Source organism: Tamlana sp. I1, from assembly GCF_015355625.1.
Taxonomy (GTDB): Bacteria; Bacteroidota; Bacteroidia; order Flavobacteriales; family Flavobacteriaceae; genus Pseudotamlana.
On record NZ_JACLAF010000006.1, the window covers coordinates 128,191 to 149,027 of the forward strand.

A 20,837-nucleotide genomic window follows, 5' to 3' on the forward strand; every position below is an offset into this window, starting at 1 on the left:
TATTTATTCTTCTCTTAATGCTTCTATTGGTTTTATGCTTGTGGCCTTAAATGCAGGAATAAGACCTATTAATGTGCCTAATATCACGAGGATGATTAAGGATATAAAAACAACCGCTATAGATACGGATGCGTTTACTAATGCAGCATCGTCGCCCTGACCAAATGCCGAATCTAAACCTATTAAAATCCAGCCGCCTGTTATAATACCAAATACGCCAGCTACTAGGGTTAAAAAAACTGCTTCGACCACAATTTGACGCTTAATTTCGTATGGTGTGGCGCCTAAAGCACGTCTTACGCCTATTTCTTTTGTTCGTTCTTTTACAGTAATTAGCAATATATTGCCAATGGCAAATACGCCTGCAATTAGGGTTGCAATACCTACAAACCAGGTTAAAAATTGCATGCCTATTAAAAAACCTGTGAGTTTGGCAAACTCTTTTCCTAAATTAAAACTTCCAAAAGCCCGTTGGTCTTCGGGATGAATATCGTTTAGGTTTTTTAGCAAGAGTTTAGTGTCCTCTTCAATTTGTTTGATATTAAATTCTGGTTTCCCTGTAATCATCATCCAACCAATACGATCTCCTTTATTGTAAATCTGTTGAAATGTGGTAAATGGAATATGAAGCGCTGAAGATGGCCCCATGTTCACATTGCCATTTTCAAAAACGCCTACTACTTTAAAATTAATAGCATTAATTTCGATATAGGTTCCTATGGCTTCTTCGTCTTTTTCATAAAGTTGCTTATAGGTGTCTTCAGAAATTACAGCTATTTTTTTGCGGTCGTCAATATCGTTTTGATTAATAAAGCGTCCGTGAATCAACTTTTTCTTTTGCAATTGATCTAATAGCGGATAATCGCCAGCCATTTGAAAGCTTCCCGATAAAAACCCATGATTAATGGTAACTGATTGCTGACTTCGAGGTAGTACAAACTCGATGCCTTCTACATTTTCTTCAATCTTTTTAGCATCAGTTAAAGTAAGATTTACACCGCGACCTTCTTGAAATCCTTTAAAAGGTTTGCTGGTGCTTTGTCCCCAAATAAAAACACTATTGGTGGCAAAACTGCCAAACATTCTATTAAAAGAATTCTCTAAACCCCGTGCCGAACCTAATAAAGCAATAAGCAATAAAATACCCCACCAAACACCTACCATAGTAAGAATAGAACGTAATTTATTCTTATTAAAGGAATCGAAAACCTCCTGCCACGTATCTCTATCTAATAAAAATCTTAGCATAATTAGTCGTTTCTTAGGGCTATAATAGGTTTAATTTGAGATGCTTTTTTTGCAGGTAAATACCCAGCTATGGCTCCAGCAATAATTAGAGTAAGTGTCGCGCCAAACACCAAACTATTATCTACGCCTGGGTTTGTAATAAAATAATCCTCTAAACTTGGCCCTGCTATTTCTATAACAACAACGCCAATTAATAAACCTACATAACCTGCTATGGCTGTAATAATCATAGATTCTATTAAAATAATAGAGACAATCGATCTTGGTGAGGCACCTAAAGCTTTTCGAATACCAATTTCTTTGGTACGTTCTTTCACAATAAAAATCATGATATTACTAATACCAACTATACCTGCAATTAATGTTCCTAGACCAATCACCAATATAATAACCGTTAAACTAGAGGTCATCACATCTATTTGTTTAGTACCTTCAGCAGTATTCCAAACACGAATAGCCCTTTGGTCGCTAACCGAAACCCCAAAACGATTTTTTAATTTGGTTGTTATGGAATTTCCTAATGCAATAGCTTGGTCGAAATTTAAGTCTTGGTTATAGGTTAAATTTATTTCATCGATATAATCGTTATTACCATAAAGGTATTGTGCAGTTGTAATAGGTATGTAGAGTCTACGTTCTTCATCATCGCCTCCATCATCGGCAAAAACACCTATTACTTTATAAGGGATACCACTAAGATTTATATATTTACCAATGGCTGTTGTTTTTGAAAACAAATCGGCTTCAACCAAACGACCAATTACAACCACTTTAGAATGATTTTGTAAATCGTTAAAATTAATGTACCGCCCTTCCTGAATGATTGTTTTTTCTAAATATTGATGATCGGGATGTACCGCTCTTAAATCGTAAGTATTTTGCTCACCCTGATAACTTGCATTAACATTTCTATATAATCGTGCCGTAATGTATTCTATGTCATTTTCAAATTCGTCTTTAACATAATTGAAATCTTCATTCTTAAACTGAATACGCCTTCCTGCTTGAAGTCCTTTACTCGCCTTAGTAGTTCGGCCTGTTCTAATAAAAATAGCATTATCGGCATCGTCTACAAAAGCTTGTTTAAAGGTGTTTTTTAAACCGTTTGCTATACCAAAGAGGATGGTAAACAAAAGAATTGCAAATGCTACAGTAAAACCAGACAAGAGGCTTCTTGTTCGGTTTTTATTGATACTCTGAAAAATTTCGCGCCAAAGGTCTAAATCAAACATATTGCTCTGCTCTCTCCTGAATTACTTTTTTATCTTCCATAATAACACCATCGCGAAGACGTACAATACGTTTACACATATTGGCGATATCTTCCTCGTGAGTAACCATTAAAATGGTTTTACCTTCATCATTTAAATGCTGAATAAACGCCATAATTTCGTGAGACGTTTTGGTATCTAAGGCGCCTGTAGGTTCATCGGCAAGTAGTAATTTGGGGTTTGCTGCTAAAGCTCGTGCTATAGCTACACGCTGTTTTTGACCTCCTGAAAGTTCTTTTGGTAAATGGTGTGCCCAATCTGAAAGACCTACTTTTTCTAAGTGAAACAAGGCTAACTCTTGACGTTCTTTACGCTTCATGCCTTGATAATACAGTGGAAGTGCCACATTTTCCAAAGCATTTTTATAATTGATTAAGTTGAAGGATTGAAAAATAAATCCTAAAAACTTATTTCTATAAACAGCTGCTTTTTTTTCGGTAAGATTCTTAATGGGTAAACCATCTAAAATATATTCGCCGGAATCGGCTTCATCTAGCATCCCAATAATATTAAGCAGTGTTGATTTTCCAGAGCCCGACGACCCCATAATGGCAACCATTTCACCTTCTTCTACCGCAAGGTCGATACCTTTTAATACATGTAAACTGGAATCGCCTATTTTATAGGACTTATGAAGCTGACTTATTTTCAACATACTTAATAGTTTTTTTTCGCGATGCACTTTCTAGTAAGACTAACTGAACAAAGAAATGTTACAATATGCTGAAAAAAAACTATTTATTATTTTTTTAACATATTGTATTTGCGATAAATAAAATAGCCTAACCCTGCAACTAATATATAAGGCACAGCCATAAGATAAACAATACCATCGTTTATACCTTGGGCCGTAGTTTGACCGTCTTCATTTTCTAAAACCGCGCGACACATAGCACATTGGGCATGGGTTTGCATAAAACTGCAAAATGAAAAAATCAGTAAAATGATGCGTGTTTTCATATTTATAAATTTACACATAATAAGGGGAAATCATGATATAAACTAAGACACCCGTTACGGCCACATACAACCACAATGGAAATGTAATTTTGGCAATTTTTTTATGCTTTACAATATTATTTGTTATTCCTCGAACATAGGTTATAAGTACAAAAGGAATCACAACAATGGACAAAACGATATGGGTTAATAAAATGAAATAGTAAAAATATTTAACCATGCCATCGCCGCCATATTTTGTAGAATCGCTAGTCATATGATACGCTACATACATGACTAAAAACAAAGCAGAAAGGATGATAGCGGTAGTCATTAATCGTTTATGTAATTTTATATTTCGCTTACGAATGGCTAAAAACGCTAAAACCAAAACCAATGCCGTAGTGGCATTAATAGAAGCATAAATAGGAGGCAAAAACGATAAAGGTTCAACATTAGGAATTTTAACGCCAAATAATATGGCCACCACAATAGGAACCAAAACAGATAAAACTATAATTAATTTATTGTACTTTTTTTCGTTTAAAACCGTGTTTTGTTCACTCATAATTATAACACTTTACTATTTCTAAAAATTAGATTGCTGAAAAACTTATTCGTTTAGCAACTTTTTTATATCTGTTTTTAAGGCACTTATTTCTTCGGTAACGCCATCTTCATCTACTTTCTCTTCTTCTGAAACTATGCCTCTATAATAGATAATTGGATTCCCAAATTCGTCTTTTCTAGAACGGATAAAACCGTTTTTATCAATTAAGGCAAAATTCCCTGAATGTTCAAAACCACCAATAGCATCAGGATCTTCAGCACTGTATAAATTAAATCCTGTGTTAGACAGGTTATAAATCGCATCTTTATCGCCCGTCATTAAATGCCAATTAGGGTTTGAAACACCATACTTATCAGCGTAAGCTTTAAGCACTTCTTGGGTATCGTAATCTGGATTTATAGTGAAAGACGCCACGCCAAAATCGTTAAAACCTTCAAAAGTATTTTGGATTTGAATAAGGTTGGCATTCATACGCGGACAAATAGTAGGGCAAGTTGTAAAAAAGAACTCTACCACATATACTTTGCCTCCATAATCTTTGTTGGTAATGGTTTTTCCATTTTGATCGGTAAATGAAAAATCGGGCACTTTTTTAGCCTCGCCATTAATTTCAATAAAAGCTAAATCGGAAACCTTGGCCTTTTTTTCTTTAGTAAAATCGCTTCGGCTTTCATTTCTAATAATGTCTTTATTTGTAATTCTATCTACAATTTTTGGAATAAAAATAATTCCAAAAACAAGAATAATAAAAGCAATACCTATGTATGAATAATTATTTTTCTTCATCTTGATTATTTAAATCGTTAGCGCGTCTGGTATCCGAATTAAATTCCCCTTTTCGTTTTTGTCTATACTCGGTAAACACAATACGCAAATCGTCGCTCATTTTATTTTTAATTTCGGCTACTTCAATACAGTTGTATGAATTCAAGCCGTGAACTGGCATATTCTTTTCTAGTTCTCTGTCGGTTCTATCATCTAATCTTCCACGTTGATTTAAATCTTTATCGATTAAGAAAATATATTCTGAAGACAAATCAGCTTCTAGGTTTTCAGTATTTTTCAAACTAAAAAAAACGCGTTTAATGTCGCTAGTCGTTCCAAACACAAAATGCCAAAACCTTAAATCTTCATACGAACTAATTTCTGTTTTAAGTGCTTTAACGGCTTCTTCTGTTCCGTAAGGCATTAGAATAACAATTTGAAAGCGTTTAAACCCCTTAAACTTATCGTAAACCAACTCTTTTAAGTTTGAGGCTGCAATATTTTTAGACATCGGATTTGTGCCTAAAAAACCAAGTACCGTAATGTGGTCGGTTAATAAAATGTCTTCATTGGAATCTGAAGTGAAGTTTTGTAAATCTAAAACAGATTCATTTACAATATCTAAGGGCTGATAATTGTGTGTTGCTGGATATAAAAACAATAAAAATGTAACCGGAAGAAAGAATAAAATCCCTAAAACTACATACCTACCAACCTTCTTATAATCCATTGAATAATAGTGTTTTTTGTTGCTAAAACTAGCGCTGCAAAAATAAAAAAAGGTGGTTAAAAAACCACCTTTATATCTCTATTTAACTTATTATGTTGTTAAAAGTCTGTTTTTATATACCCTTGGTCGTACACTCTAAAAACGTATCCACCTTCTTGTAATAAAATAAATACTAAATAAAGGATTAAGAAAATACCCGTCCAAACTACAGCACGTCTTAAACCTTTAGTTTCGTCGCGCATGTGCATGAAATCCCATGTAATATAGTATGCTTTTACAATGGTTAAAATAATGAAGATCCAGTTTAGAGCTTTCATCCCTAAAACATATCCCATTAAAAATTCTGGCTTAATAATACCTAATACAACTTCTATAATTGTAACGATGGTTAAGAAAATTAAAACACCCCAAATTTTTTGAGTATTCGATTTGAATTTTAAAAGCCCTCTAAATATTTCTAATTTATGTTCGTGTGCCATTTTATGTGTTTTAGATTCCCTTTTTCCTAGGGAATGACAATACTAATTTTTTAAAGATTTCCTCTTTCAAGGAAATGAAAACTAACCGTTTTTAGATTAAACTAAGTAGAAGAATGTAAATACAAACACCCAAACTAAATCTACAAAGTGCCAATACAATCCTACTTTTTCAACCATTTCATAACTTCTACGTCTTTCGTAAGTTCCTACCACAACGTTGAAGAAAATAATGATATTTAAGATTACTCCTGAAAATACGTGGAATCCGTGGAATCCAGTAATAAAAAAGAAGAAATCGGCAAATAATGGCGAACCGTATTCGTTTTCTTGAAGATTTGCGCCTTCAACAACTTTAAGTCCGTTTAATTTTATTTGATTAATTGATGCTTCTCTAGATAATACCGTTTTAGCACCTTCTTCAGTTAATGTTTGCGTTCTAACTAAAACATTATCATGAGCTTCTAAACCGTGTAAAACTTCTTCAATTGTATAGCTTGGTAAAGTTCCTTCAGAAACAAACCATAAACCGTTTTTTCTTTCTTGTTGCACACGTTCTGAATCCGGATTGGCAACTACAAAATCTTTAAGTGCTACACGATGGCCTTCAGTATCTACAAACTGTAAAATGTTTCCACCTTTTGTTTTAACAGCACCGTATTCCCCTTTAATAAACGTGTTCCATTCCCAAGCTTGAGACCCCACAAAGATTAAACCACCAATAATGGTTAAAAACATGTAAATAGTCACTTTGCTTTTATTTAAATGATGACCAGCATCAACAGCCAACACCATGGTTACAGACGACATAATAAGTACGAATGTCATGAATGCCACGTAATACATAGGCGCATCTACACCGTGTAAAAATGGAAAGTGGGTAAAAACTTCATCGGCAATTGGCCATGAATCGATAAACTTAAATCTTGAAAATCCGTAGGCTGCTAAAAACCCAGAGAAGGTTAATGCATCTGAAACGATGAAAAACCACATCATCATTTTACCATAACTTGCTTTAAGAGGCTCGTTACCACCAGCCCAAGTTTGGTTGTCTTGTCCAGCATTTACAACTGTAGTACTCATATATAATGGTTGTTATTTAAAAGTTGCACAAAAATAATCAATTTATTCATCTGACGAAATATACACCTTGAAATTTTAAACTATGATAAATGTCAGTTATTCTGAATATTATAGATGAATTTTAATAAAAATCTATCAAACGACATTTTTTACCTTACAAAATATAAGAATAAAAAGAGGTATACCCACAGAATATCAATAAAATGCCAGAATGTTGCGGCAAGCTCAAAACCTAACATGTGGCTTGCACTATACTTTTGTTTAAATTGATTATAAATTACCACTAGCAAGCAAATTAACCCAACAATCACGTGTAAAATATGCACAATGGCTATAAGGTAAATGTAAGACATGGTTACATTACTTGTAGGTCCTGTAAAATTATAACCCAAATCGATAATTTGCTGAAAGCCTAAAAATTGGTTGTAAATAAATACAATACCTAAAACAAGGGTGGTTAACAACCAAAGTAAAGTTGCTTTATGGTTTCCTGCTTTTAGTGTTTTTTTAGCTAAAATAAATGTGATACTACTTAAAATAATTACCGCAGTACTTATTAAAAAAGCATTGGGTAACTGAAAATCTTTTAACCAATCTGGCCTACTGCTACTAACTACAAAAGCACTGGTCCATCCTGCAAAAGACATCACCAATGAAATGATTCCAAACCAAAGCATCATTTTTTTTGCTCTGCCTATTTTTTCTTCTTTAGTACCCTGAGTTAAATCCATGGTTATCGTATAAATTTATCTAAAACATAAACAATCTGTATCAAAGTGATATAAGACACACTAGCCAACATTAATTGTCTTGCTGCTTTTTCGGTCATTTCTCTAAATAATCTAACGGCATAATGCAGCATAAACAGCCCTAATAAAAACACAATTACAGCTGCAACAATTGAAAGTTTTAATTCGCCTGTAAATCCGAAAACTGGAATTATAGATACCAAAATTGTCCAAATGGTGTACATAATGGTTTGTACTGCGGTACCACGATCTTGTTTTCCTGTAGGCAACATAAAAAAGCCTCCTTTTTTATAATCTTCAAATAAAAACCAGCCAATTGCCCAAAAATGAGGGAATTGCCAAAAAAACTGCAAAGCAAATAAGGTTCCTGGTTCTATACCAAAATTATCGGTAGCGGCAACCCATCCTAACATAAAAGGAATGGCGCCAGGAATAGCTCCTACAAATACCGAAATAGGCGTTTTTGTTTTTAAAGGCGTGTACACACAAGTGTATAAAAAGATAGAAATAGCACCAAACATAGCCGTTTGCTTATTGATGGTGTATAAAATAAATATGCCTAATAAAGTAAATATAGTGGCGATTACAAAGGCCGTATTAACCGACATGCGCCCCGCAGGAATGGGTCTGTTTTTAGTACGATCCATTAAGGCGTCTAAATCTTTTTCAATAATTTGATTGAAAGCATTTGAGGCACCAACCATAAAATACCCCCCTAAAGCGAGTAAGGTTAATATTTTAAAATCGATAACGTCTACGCCTAATAAATAACCTGCCAATGAAGAAAACACTACGCTTAAAGACAAGCGCATTTTAGTGATTTCTTTAAAATCTGAAATTATAGTAGGTTCTTTTATTGCTGATTTTGAGCTGCTCAATGTTATAGTTCCTTGACGGTTTTGATAATGCGAGTGCAAAGATACTCTATAAAAGCATTTTAGCAAGCCTAATAAAGTTAAAAAAGTAGGACCGAAAGCCTAACCTGTTTTAAAAATCGAAATACCAATTAAACAAATCTGTTCGTACGCCAAAAGTAAACCAAACGGTATCGTTTTTAAAAGTTGTTGCTGTTGTGGCATCGGGATTAAAATTACGAACGGTGACATCGGCAAATAGTTTCAAATTTGAAGCCGGATTTACTAAATATCCTGCTTGCAGGTTACCATTAAAAATTTGGGTTTTTATACCTTGTCCTACTTCCACGCCTGTATCATAAGGACGGTCGTTGTAATTTCTATAAATATCGCCGCCATAAGAATAATTATCTGTAGCATCATCAAAATCTAATCCGCGCATACCAAAAATTAACTTGGCATTAGCAAACCATCTTTTGTAATGATAACGTCCTATAATAATGGCTTCGCTAAAATTAGCCCCCCATAAATGCGCCATAGACTGGTTGCTATGCCCGTAATTAAGCACAATTGTATTATGCGAATAGGTATAAGGTCGCACTCTATTATATTCAAACTGTAGCAATAGATTATCAACTTTAAAAGCATTAAAATACTTCACCCCTAGTTGATATCCGTATTTATTTTTCCAACTTTTTTCGCCTCCTGTTATATCTGCTAGAGAAAATTCATCTAAAATAAACTGCCCGTATACATTAATATTATCGGTAAACTTATACTTTCCTGTAAGCCCTAATAGCGCATTTCCGGCGCCTTGTCCTGTTTCAAACTCTACTGCTCTATAAAATATAATCGGATTTAAATAATTAACATCGAATCCTCTTCCATTAGAATTATCCCAAACTACCGACTCGAAAAAACCTAAATTTAAACGTTTTGATACATTCCAACTTAAAAAATGATTGGCAATATATTTTCTTAAAAAAGCTTTGTCTTCAACCACATCTGGACGCACATCTGTTAACCACATCCAAGTATTGGTATATTTAATTTTCCAAAAAGTGGTATTTATTTTGAAAAAGGGATGCGGGCTTGCTACATCACTTAAAACCAGCGAACGGTAACCATCGCCAATAAAATTTTTACCATTACCAAACTGAAAATTAAAGTATTTTGATGGCGTGTACGACATATAAGCTTCGGCTACTGGATAATCGTAAGCATCTGTTTTAAATCGTTTTGCGATACCTCGACCTGGAATAATGGCTGGGTCTGGACCAAAACCTTTAATGCTTTCGGCATAGCGATTAAAATAATCTGCAAAACGTCCCTGACTTTCATAAATTGAGGTGTAGAAATTAAATTTTTTACCAAAACCACCTTGAATAACAATCCCTCTAGTATTATTATAGGTCGATTTAAAATCGGCATAAGTATCTTTTCCTATTTGCAAATCGAAAATAGGATCGATAGTAAACCAATAATTATCGGTTTGTAATTGCACTAAATTTTCGTTCCAAAGTTTTCTTCCAACCCAAGTTTCCCTTGCTTCTAATAATTTTTCGTTTTCGGCTTCAAAATCATAATATCGAGCCACTTCCGAATAAATAAAAGGTTTAGCACTGGTATGACTATTAGCACCAATAACATTCATTTGCCTGCCAAACTTCGCATAATCACTTTGAACAAAAGGTATGTTTAATTGACTTGTGTAATTAGGCTTGTCGAAAACGCGGTTTCTTTTGGTAACGCTATCCAGTTCGTATTTTGCTTGTTGTTCTTTTTCAGATAAAGCATTGACTTTTGCCAAATCCTGAGATGAAACAGATTGTTTTACCAAAGGAATTTGAATTGGAAACGAATATTGTTTGAAGGTTTTTCTAGCATTATAAGTTGCCGGTTTTATGGTTGGGAATTCCGAAAACACCCTTAGCGTTTCTTGTTTCAGTTCGTTATCATAGGCGTCGGTATAGATAACACGAAAACGCCCTAATGTATCCACTTCAAAAAGTACAACAACCTTGCCTTTATAATTTTCATCATAAACACGTTGTGGCACCTTAAAATTATTATATATATGATTGAAAACTGCATTATCGAAACACTGTTGTAACGAATCAACAACTACACCTTCACATTCGGGAAAGACAGGAGGTTTTTCATTTAAAGTAGAATGCTGCGAATACCCATTAAATTGAATTATAAGCAAGAGCAGTAAAATGAATGGCCTCATATTAATATCGTCGAATTGTTTCAGGGGCGAAAGATACTATATTTTTTAATTTCGCCTTTTAGTGCACCCCATTGAAACTACAACATAACTAATAAAAGCCGTAACCATGAATTAGCTACGGCTTTGTTTTAAATAATATTATTGCACTTGAAACAATATGGGCAGATTATAAATAACCCCAACATTTTTATCATGCTGTCTTCCTGGAATCATTTCAGGAATAATTTTAATAACGCGTTCTGCTTCCTCTTCAAGTTCGGGAATTGCAGCACGTGTTTTAATATTGGTAACATGCCCCGTTTTGTCGATGGTGAACTGGACATTTATTTTTTGTCTACCTTTTAAACCGTAATCGGAGGCAATCTCACCACCATCAAATTTATTCTGAATGAGTTTCGTAATTTTCTCAGACATGCATTTTTTTCGGGCTTCATTTCCTTTTGCCCTCTCACATCCTGGATAAATGGGCACATTTTGAATAGAAATAAAATCTACGGGCTCTTCTTCTACAGGTTTTTCAACCAAAGCTGTTAAAGCATCAGGGTTTAATGGCGGGGTTTCAACATGTTTTTCAGTAACAACTTCAATAGGGTTTTCTGGAGTTTCATCAGGAACAACATCGAAAGTTAAAGGCTCAAGTTTTCGTTTTTGTTCCACAGAAGCTACAGGCTCTGGAACCACTGTTTTAATAAAGGGCACATCCACAAGTTCTGTTACATCTGTAGGGGGCAAACCACTGCTGTACTCAGGGATAACAGTTTCAAACTTCATTTCTAGCAAGCCTAATGTGACTAGCAAACATACAATGAGGCCTATTTGAAAATAAAGCGTTGTGTTTTTTTGTAAATTTGCATCATGCTTTTGAGGTTTTTTCACGACTTTCTCATTTTGCCGAATGAGTTCGTGAGTTTTCTTTTGATTACTCATAATATTGTTGTTTTTATGTTAATATTATGATAAAATCACAATAAGCATACCAAAAAAGAAATCCCGTAACATTTCTGTAACGGGATTTTATATTTAACACTTAGAAAAAATCTAAGACTCTTTATATGTAGTATTCTACTTAATCTTGAACTTGGAATACAATAGGTAAAGAATATGGTACATTTACTGGTTTTCCACGTTGCTTACCTGGTTTCATTTTAGGTAACAATCCAATAACACGAGTCGCTTCTTTTTCTAAACCTGGGTGTGGTGCTCTTGCACGAATTCCAGTAACGGCTCCTGTTTTATCAATTTTGAAGATTACATTAATACGTTGTCTTCCTGTTAACCCTAATTCACTTGCTAATTCAGTATTGAATTTTTTTCCAACAAACTGTTGAATTTTTTTAGACATACAATCTCTTTTCTCACTGTTGTTTCCTTTTTCACAACCAGGGAAAATTGGCACATTTTCAATTACTGAAAACGGTACATCAATATCTTCTTCTACTTCTTCTACTTCTACTTCTTCTACTTCAACGATTTCAGTTTCCTGATCAACCTCTGTAGATTCAATTACTGTTTCTTCTATTTCTACCTCATCCTCTACAATCTCGATCACTTCTGGCGCAGCTGGCGGTGGTGGTGGAGGTGGAGGTGTTAAATTTTGTTCTGTTAATGGAATTTCCTCTTCCAACTCCTCATCCATATTTACGATACCAACATCTATATCAGATTTATCGTAAGTTTTGTAGTTTATTGCAAAATTTGTTAGAAATAGCATTACTGCTAGACCAATAGCAAAATAAAAAGAACTGTTACGTCCAACATTTGCTTTAGGATTTTTTTTCGATTCCATAATTTAATTCATTTATCAAGATTGCTAAAATAACTATTTATTTTACAAAATAACAAGTGTTTCAAAAGTTTTTAACCTGTATTTTGTTTTTAAGCATTAGTACTAAAGATGCTAATATGGCTCCAATTGTATTTGCTACCATATCATAAACATCTAAAGATCTAGTGACGGTCAATGTACCTTGTAATACCTCAATAACTATACCGAAAATTACAGCTAAAATAAATGCAAATTTTAAAGCTTGGTTCCTTTTAAAATTAAAAGTTAACACAAATGTAGTATACCACAAGATGGTTAATAGGCCGTAGGCCAGAAAATGAAACACTTTATCTGCGAATGAAATTCCAACATCAGGCAGGTCGTTTAAAGTTATTAAACAAACTGTTGCCAATAAAATGGAATAGCCTATAGCTGCAACAAAGGCAAGTTTTTTAAGCACCTATAAGTGTTTTATAATCGTCGGCAGACATTAATCCATCTATTTGAGACAAATCTGAACACTTTACTTTAATCATCCATCCATCTCCATAAGGATCAGAATTTACTTTTTCAGGTTCGTCTTCTAAAGCTTCATTAAACTCAATAATTTCGCCAGATACAGGCAAAAATAAATCAGACACTGTTTTTACAGCTTCAACCGTTCCAAAAATTTCGTCGGCTTCTAAAGTTTCATCTAGAGTTTCAACCTCCACGTATACAATATCTCCTAATTCACTTTGTGCAAAATCTGTAATACCAATAGTTGCGATATCGTCAGCTATTTTAACCCATTCGTGATCTTTAGTGTACTTTAATTCTGAAGGAATGTTCATGTCTAATATTTTAAGTTTATATATTTAACAAATGTATTTATTCAAATGTTAAATTCAAATAGCATAACTGTTAATTCCCAAAATTATATCTAATTGTAAACCCAGATCGTACTGTTGTTTGCGGAAATGCCGTTGAAATCACATAATCGGAGAAGGTATAATCTAAATAAAAGATGCCTGTTAAATTTTTACTGAAGGCATAATCGGCCGTATATTTTAAACTCCAAATGGTTTGCCCCGATGTAATTTGGTTATTTTCCAAATCTAAATACCTTACAATCGTCTCATTATTTCTTACCGAAACATCAGCTTTCATATTTAAATCGCTAATAATTCGTTTCTGTGGCCCTGCCAGTTTAGACCTAATACGCAAATCTTTAATACGATATCCTAAACCTAAAATATATTCATTACCATGAACTTCGGTCATTAAATTGTTATCAAAACTCAAAGATAACAATCGGTCCTTCTTAATTTCGGCAAGAATTTTAACCGAATTTTTCATCTCCATATCAATACGAACTAACGGACTAAACATTTCAGTTAAATTAATATTACTGTATAACGTTTCGTTTTTGTAGTTCCCAGATTGATCTAAAGCCTCTTGTGGTTGGTTTGCATAAGGCACGCCTGGAATAGGCTGCTCGTTTGCTGCAGGATCTAAATTAAGATTTAAATTGGTTGAAAATTGATTAATGGTATAAGTTGAACGGTATCCATGTGTTAATGAAAAACGCTTGAAATTCTTTTTAAACCAAGAAAATTTCATAAAGCCCGTATACTTTAAATCCCAATTCGGAATTGGCACATCTCTAACCGCACTCGTGGTAATACTTTCAGCATCTTTACCTTGATAAGCCGCCAAGAAAGATGGTAATAAAACTTTTTGATTATTCTTACCAAAACCTAAAGGGTAGCCTTCGGCGTCTCTTGCATAGCTTGTGTTTCCGTAAAATTCTTGTGCTAAGCGCTCGGCAACCTTCAATCTGTTTGACCTAAAATCGGTAAATGCTGCTGAAGTCGTTTCGTCACTTTCTTCAAAAGCCGTTTTAATCATTAGAGATGATATGCTAAAGTTACCAAAGGTATTAGGGGTTAGCGAATAATACTGATTATTTTCAACTTTATAATTTTCAGCATAATTTTCATAATAAGCCCTATTCCCAACAATATCAATTTGTAAATCTCTAACCGGTTGAATGCTTGCAGAAATATCTAACTGCTGAGTTTTTGTGGTTGTATATTGCTGATTAAATTCAGGAAAAACAGTAAGCCATCCTTTTTTTGCAGCATCAAAACGCACATCTGCCTGCCCACCAAAAGTAAAGCCTAGACTTGGTTTTAATGTTCCTATAAAACCAGGGGTTTGTAAATACCCAGGTAAAAAGGTTCCGTTGTTTTCAGAATAATTAATTTGAATTCGCTTTACACTTGTTAAAATATCTATTCCCGCATTTAGTAATTTTGTTCCTGCTTGGCTCTTTGCCTTTTTAGGTGGTCCCTGATCTTGATTTGCATTAGGTGGCGCTCCAGGCGTGCTTCTACTTCTTACCCTTGATATTGGTTTTTTGGTCAAGCCGATATATTTGTACAAACGATTCATGTCCATGGAAGTATTCAGATTATGAACGTTTGAGTTTTGAACCGTATTTCCTAAATCGTATTGTTGCCCATTTAACTCAATATCACCGTATAAATCGGAGCCTTTTTGCCATTGAAAACTACCCGTATATTGGTAGGTCATGTCTAAGAAACTAAAGGTTGGTATTTTATTAAAAGGCAATTGGTAGGTAATTCCTAAATTTTGAGTTTGCCTATTCGGGTCGCCAAAATCCAACATACCATCCCAGATAGTAAGCGAATCATCTTGATCTCCTGCTATAAAATCGTCGTTTTTAAAATAATTTCTAACAATATTATTATTTGCAGCCGTAAAATTAAGTTGCAACGATCGTGTGATATTATAATTAATGGTATACTGAAAATCGAACAAATAGTTTCTTCTATATAATTCTTCAATCGCAATATTGTTACCTGTAAGATCGACTTCTCTAAATTTCTGTCTGTTATATTGACGATTTAAATCTGTATTTACAGCAAAACTAGTTGGCAGTAAATTAAGGTTGAAGTCTTTTAAAATTTTCCAATACTTCCCTGTGAAAATCGAATCATTTTCCTTGAAAGGTTCAACAGTTAGCGGATTAAAATTATGCGCATAGTTTGCTCCTAAACGCAGGGTTTTATTTTGAGAGCTTTCAATTTCAAAATCTCGATGGTCTATTTTATTATAGGAATAATTAAAAGTGAAATTTTCTACATCGTAAAAACGTGGTTTAGCATCGGTTGTTCTTGTTTTTCTAACGCCAATAAAATTGATGCTTTGTCGTCTGGTATAATCTTGAGATTGTTCTAATATTTGATCTTCTTCAGCTTTTGAATTTGCAGCTTCCAACCTAGATTCTAAAGTTAAATCCTTGTAAAACTGATCGTATTTCGGAGTAATAAGCTCTTCGCCTTGTCCATAATTAAAGGGTAATTGCACGCCCCAATTTTTAGGCAAAAGCTGCCCAAGATTAATATTGGTAACAAAATCATATTGCTGTACTTCTTCCAAATTACGTTGGCTAGGCCCTTGCTCTAAAGCTCCAAAACCAGAAGTGCTTTGTCTTCCTGTAGCGCTAATGCTTGCAAAATCGGCAATATTAGAATCCATGCTTACAATGGCCGCCCAACCACCTTGGTTATCTAAATCGGATAAACGCAATTCGTTAAACCAAGTCTCTGCACAAACATCGCCAGATTTTACATTTTTAACCCCAAGCATTAAGGTTCTTATATCGCCATAATTAGGATTTCCTTTAATAGCCACACGGTGTTGCCCTGTAACATATCCTGCATTGGGATTGCTTACCGGAACAATTTCGTTATTAATAACATCGTAAAACGTAGGATCATCATTAGTCAGCGTCATATCTGAAATCCCTTGTGCTTTAATTTGACCAAGAATTTCAATAGGTAAATCAATCTCGTTTACATCTGGCCACATCTCATCTAGACTATTGCCTGTAGAAACTCTTAGCGGGATTTCAATTTGATAATAATTATCAATCAAATCATTTCCAAGACGAATAAACCCTACTAAATCGTTATCATTAAGATTATTAACGCCTTTATCTAGGTTTTCGGTATGAATAAACATTCGTATTTTCTTATACTGACGCATATCCAAATCGATGTTTTTAAACACCCCTCTAGAATCTTCCGATTCTAATTCACATACTTTCACGACTAAAGATTGCTCATTCTGACGTACAACGGTGTTGTTGTTAAAGAGTTTCTCTGGCTCGATTCCTGGAGGACTTTGGTACCTCACCTCGTTTTCTAGAGTTCCTATAACCCCTACAGAAAAATCTGTTTGTGGATCGTCTGGATCTGGATCATTTTTATCTAGAGGCAATGTATAACGTCTCCAATCGCTTCTTACTAAATCTAGACTTCCAAAACGAAATACGGTTGGTTCGCTAAATTCTTTTAAAAATATCCTTGAAAAACGCACCGATCTTAAATCGGTAATCCCTCCTACTGCTGTAGCTTTAGGATCTGTAACTGGAATTCTAAATTGATACCATCTTACAAGGGTTGAATTTCCATTAGGTAATTCACGCGGACGTTCTTTATAATCTCTTAAATAACTTTTTAATGGATTTGAATCTGGAATGTTATCAAATTCCAATTGTGAAACTGGTAAATTTTGAGGCGTGATATCTAACTCGTATTCAAAATAACTATCAATCGTATTCATGGTATTATCACGATTGATATCTTCGACATCAGGCTGCGTATTTGATCCTCTATCTGTATTTGAAAAAGTTTCTGGCGTGTTCCCTTCAACCCCATTATATTTTTTATAACGGTCAAAAATATTACCATCTGTATTTAAAAAATAAGTATAATTATCGTTTGAAGGATCGTCTCCAAATTGTGCTCCAAAAACTCTAATTTCATCAGCATCACCATAACCATCATAACCAACATCTTGATTAGTACGTTCTGATCCTGTACTATCAAAAGCATAAACTAACGATTGATTTTGTGGAGTTACAGTTCCCCATGGTGTAGGTTGTAAAGTGGAAACATCACCATTTTTAGGCAAACCATTTTCATATAACTTTTTACCATCTTTAATAATGTCTTCTGAAATATTACCTAAGTTAAAAACCAATTTCCCTCCTGGATTATTCGGGTTTTCTTGATACGGATCTTGCACCCAAAAATCGATATACTCTACGTTTTGTTGCTCAAAATCGGTAGATGATATTTGGCGTGTTATACCCGCCCAACTTTCTAGAGGATTATTTAAAGTGCCACCTGATGCATTAGGGTCGAAATTATACGGCCCTCTTTCATCTGGATAATAGGCTAAATCTAAGGTGTACAAAACAGTATTTTGACCTTGAACTAAATCTTTTTCTGGAAAAAGCTCGCTTATAAAAACCCTACTGGTGTATAAATCTGAAAGATCATCATCAGTGATATCGCTAGGTCGTTGGCTGCTATAAAAAATAGGATCGATGGTGTACCAGTTTAACATGGCTCTTTGATAACCATTTTGAATGCCATTTCCATCTGGATTTGGATTGCTTGGAACGCTTAATCCTAATGGTCTGCTCGATAAAAACCACGATTGTTGTGATTTTAAATCGATACCATTTTGCGAACCTTCAAAATCGTCAATATACGAAGTTACTTCACCATTTAAATCGGTTCCTTTTGGAGCACCTGCTGCGAGATAAGCAAACTCGCCTCGAAGAGATAAATTAGATTCTACATCGGTATCAATGTTAGGTAACTTATTCGCTAAACGAGTTAAAAACGGCACTTTCGTGGCGTAATTTCCATTAAAACCAAAAATTGAGTTGTTGGTTGACTCGGTTCCGTAATTTGCTTTTTGTGTTACAGGACGTTCATTAAGATTTAAAAAAGTTCCAGCTAAAACAAAATTTTCATTGAAAACATGCTCGACATTTAAGCCTGTAAAACGTCTAGTTTGCTGACCAAATACAGCATTATTTTCGGTAGAAACTTCAATAGGGGTGTTTGATGCTTTTAAAGCTTCATCTAAAATTTGAACACGACCTAATTGATAGTTTACGGTATAATCAATCCCTTCAACCAGCATACGTCCGCCTGCTGTAACCCTTACAGAACCTCGAGGCACATTAAAAGAACCAATTGGAATACCATCGCCTCCCGAAGATTTATAACGCCCTTTTAATTTGAATTTATTTTTTTCAACAGCCTCTAAAGCTGCCGTTTTTGTACTTTTATAAAGCACATCGTAAACATATTTCTTTTGGTCATCATTATAAGAGTTACTATTACTATAATCACCACCACCTAATTTATTAAAGAGGTATTTACCAAAAGGTTCTGCACTTGTAAAAACAAGTTTTCCGTTTTGTGGAATCACCGTTATTCCTGAAACAAAATCAAAGAAACCATCTCCTTTTGATTGCGGATCATTATTAAAATTCAACTTATCTAAATTGAAAACCCGTAGCAACGGTACATTTTGAAGTAAATCCTCCTCGGGTGTATTTGTAGTAACCGAATTTCCATTAATATCTAAGGCAAAATTTGCGCCCACTGGTGTTATAAAGTTTAACGGCGAAGCTTCATTATAAAAGATGTTCATTTTGAAATCATCCTGACTTAAATTATACGCCCCAGTGTCGTAAATATTTTTCATCATTAAATCCCAAACAGGCAAGTTCACATTAGTTAAACTACTTTTCAACATTTTAAGAATTAATGCCGAATTAACAACATTGGTAACGTTTCCATTGTTATCGGTATCCACATCGGTAGCATCGACCCCATCATTAGCAAACTCACCCACTTGATACACTTTTCCTCCTAAGGTATATTGAAAGGCAACGGCTAAAACTTCATCATTATTCAAACGCTGATTTAAGGAAATGTACCCCAATTCAGTATTTAGAATATACTCTTGTCCGCTAGTTAATTTTCTAGCATTTTCCAATTTTGCATAATCGGATCCTTCACTCACATTTGGCACCAAAATCCCTGATTGCACGGTAGCTATATCTCTAACCGCTTCGGTAAGATCGGAACCAGGACCACCAATATTCGTTGGGTCAAAATTGTTGTTTTTATTATCAGGATAAGCACCAGGACCAACATTAACAAAATCGCTAGGTGGTGTTAGTAAACCTATTCTATCCGATTCACCTAAATCCTGCATGGCTACAATATTTCTAACATTTTCTGTGCGATTGCTTCTATTAGTAACCCAAACCTCTAAACGTTGAATTTGTAATCCCTTGTTATTTATAAACGGATAATTGCTTAAAGCAGCATCATAAGTATCTCTAAAATATTGTGCTAAAAAGTAGTGTCTGTTTTCATCATAATCTCTAATAAAAACATCAAATTCTTCAAGGGTTCCTCCGCCTTGAGCAACAACCGTATTAGACTGCGATTTTTGTTCTGAAAACACCCCAGTAACGGTAGTTTTACCAAACTGAAGTTGCGCTTTTACACCAAATAAACTTTGTGCGCCCGTAATTAGCGAGCTGTTTAAAGGCATACTAACATTACCGACTTCTATTTTTTGAATGATATCATCTTCGGTTGGTGTGTATTCTAATTTTATTAAATTCTGAAAATCGAAGGTAGATTGTGTATCGTAATTGGCATTAATTTGTAAACGCTCACCCACTTTACCAACCAAACTTAAACTGATACGTTGATCGAAATCAAAAGTAAAATTACTTCGGTTTCTTGGCGAAAAAGCGGGGTTATCTTGTCTTGAAAATAACACACCTAAATCCATTTCTACAGATCCCTGCGGAATAATTTCGATAGTATTTCCTCCAAAAATAGTTTCAAATAAGCCCGATCTTATATAAAATTCTGGCAATAAGTTTCTTCGACCATCTTCCGAGCCTTCTTTTTTGCCATCAAACGCGTCAATTTTCTCTTTATAATAAGCCCTTAAATTTTCTCTCGCCACTAAAGCATAATATTCCTTTGGAGTCAGGATTATGGGAAATTTAATATTGTAGTCGCCAATTTTTTCGGTGTAGATATACCGATTTGTAACGGGGTCATAGGTATATTTAGACTCAATACTATCAGGGTTTGGCGTGCTTAGTTTGCCAACACTATATCCTGTTTGTAGTGAATCTTGGGGCGTTTCTTGGGTCCACGCACTTAATGAAAAACAAAGTGCGAAAATTAAAAAAAAACACGGTTTAATAGATTTATAAAATTGAAGGTTAGTTATTTTCAAAATGA

The 20,837-nt window shown here is 34.4% G+C and carries 17 protein-coding genes; all 17 read right to left on the bottom strand.

Annotation, left to right across the window (positions count from 1 at the left end):
* Positions 1 to 3: 3 nt before the first annotated feature.
* Entirely contained in the window at positions 4 to 1,248 is a 1,245-nt protein-coding gene (locus tag H6X70_RS06845; protein WP_194766928.1) for an ABC transporter permease, read from the bottom strand.
* Between the two features lie 2 nt (positions 1,249 to 1,250).
* The gene (locus H6X70_RS06850) at positions 1,251 to 2,480 is read right to left on the bottom strand and encodes an ABC transporter permease (protein ID WP_194766929.1); all 1,230 of its coding nucleotides are present in this window, start codon (positions 2,478 to 2,480) and stop codon (positions 1,251 to 1,253) included.
* On the bottom strand, positions 2,473 to 3,174 hold the full coding sequence (locus tag H6X70_RS06855) for an ABC transporter ATP-binding protein (RefSeq protein WP_194766930.1): 702 nt from the start codon (positions 3,172 to 3,174) through the stop codon (positions 2,473 to 2,475). The genes H6X70_RS06850 and H6X70_RS06855 overlap by 8 nt, the downstream gene beginning before the upstream one ends.
* Before the next feature lie 86 nt (positions 3,175 to 3,260).
* Positions 3,261 to 3,479 (bottom strand): hypothetical protein, encoded by a 219-nt coding sequence (locus H6X70_RS06860; RefSeq protein WP_194766931.1) that lies wholly within the window; start codon positions 3,477 to 3,479, stop codon positions 3,261 to 3,263.
* 10 nt (positions 3,480 to 3,489) lie between these two features.
* Positions 3,490 to 4,026, bottom strand: a complete 537-nt coding sequence (locus tag H6X70_RS06865; protein ID WP_194766932.1) for a DUF420 domain-containing protein — start codon at positions 4,024 to 4,026, stop codon at positions 3,490 to 3,492.
* A gap of 45 nt (positions 4,027 to 4,071) precedes the next feature.
* Positions 4,072 to 4,815, bottom strand: coding sequence for an SCO family protein (locus tag H6X70_RS06870; RefSeq protein WP_194766933.1), 744 nt, complete (start codon positions 4,813 to 4,815; stop codon positions 4,072 to 4,074).
* Positions 4,802 to 5,524 (bottom strand): hypothetical protein, encoded by a 723-nt coding sequence (locus H6X70_RS06875; RefSeq protein WP_194766934.1) that lies wholly within the window; start codon positions 5,522 to 5,524, stop codon positions 4,802 to 4,804. The genes H6X70_RS06870 and H6X70_RS06875 overlap by 14 nt, the downstream gene beginning before the upstream one ends.
* 98 nt (positions 5,525 to 5,622) lie before the next feature.
* Positions 5,623 to 6,003 carry a cytochrome C oxidase subunit IV family protein gene (locus tag H6X70_RS06880; protein WP_194766935.1) on the bottom strand — a complete coding sequence of 127 codons (381 nt, stop codon included), beginning with the start codon at positions 6,001 to 6,003 and terminating at the stop codon, positions 5,623 to 5,625.
* Positions 6,004 to 6,099: 96 nt separating this feature from the next.
* Positions 6,100 to 7,083, bottom strand: coding sequence for a cytochrome c oxidase subunit 3 (locus H6X70_RS06885; protein ID WP_194766936.1), 984 nt, complete (start codon positions 7,081 to 7,083; stop codon positions 6,100 to 6,102).
* A 149-nt stretch (positions 7,084 to 7,232) separates the two neighbouring features.
* Positions 7,233 to 7,814 carry a heme-copper oxidase subunit III gene (locus H6X70_RS06890; protein ID WP_194766937.1) on the bottom strand — a complete coding sequence of 194 codons (582 nt, stop codon included), beginning with the start codon at positions 7,812 to 7,814 and terminating at the stop codon, positions 7,233 to 7,235.
* A gap of 2 nt (positions 7,815 to 7,816) precedes the next feature.
* Entirely contained in the window at positions 7,817 to 8,710 is an 894-nt protein-coding gene (gene cyoE / locus H6X70_RS06895; protein ID WP_194766938.1) for a heme o synthase, read from the bottom strand.
* 109 nt (positions 8,711 to 8,819) lie between these two features.
* On the bottom strand, positions 8,820 to 10,919 hold the full coding sequence (locus H6X70_RS06900; protein ID WP_194766939.1) for a gliding motility protein RemB: 2,100 nt from the start codon (positions 10,917 to 10,919) through the stop codon (positions 8,820 to 8,822).
* A 138-nt stretch (positions 10,920 to 11,057) separates the two neighbouring features.
* A complete protein-coding gene (locus H6X70_RS06905; protein WP_194766940.1) occupies positions 11,058 to 11,846 on the bottom strand; it encodes an energy transducer TonB in 789 nt (262 codons plus the stop codon).
* Positions 11,847 to 11,985: 139 nt separating this feature from the next.
* Positions 11,986 to 12,705, bottom strand: coding sequence for an energy transducer TonB (locus H6X70_RS06910; RefSeq protein ID WP_194766941.1), 720 nt, complete (start codon positions 12,703 to 12,705; stop codon positions 11,986 to 11,988).
* Between the two features lie 61 nt (positions 12,706 to 12,766).
* Complete coding sequence (locus H6X70_RS06915; RefSeq protein WP_194766942.1) at positions 12,767 to 13,144, bottom strand: VanZ family protein; 378 nt, start codon at positions 13,142 to 13,144, stop codon at positions 12,767 to 12,769.
* Complete coding sequence (gene gcvH, locus H6X70_RS06920; RefSeq protein WP_194766943.1) at positions 13,137 to 13,517, bottom strand: glycine cleavage system protein GcvH; 381 nt, start codon at positions 13,515 to 13,517, stop codon at positions 13,137 to 13,139. The genes H6X70_RS06915 and gcvH overlap by 8 nt, the downstream gene beginning before the upstream one ends.
* Before the next feature lie 70 nt (positions 13,518 to 13,587).
* Complete coding sequence (sprA, locus tag H6X70_RS06925; RefSeq protein ID WP_194766944.1) at positions 13,588 to 20,832, bottom strand: cell surface protein SprA; 7,245 nt, start codon at positions 20,830 to 20,832, stop codon at positions 13,588 to 13,590.
* Positions 20,833 to 20,837: the final 5 nt, after the last annotated feature.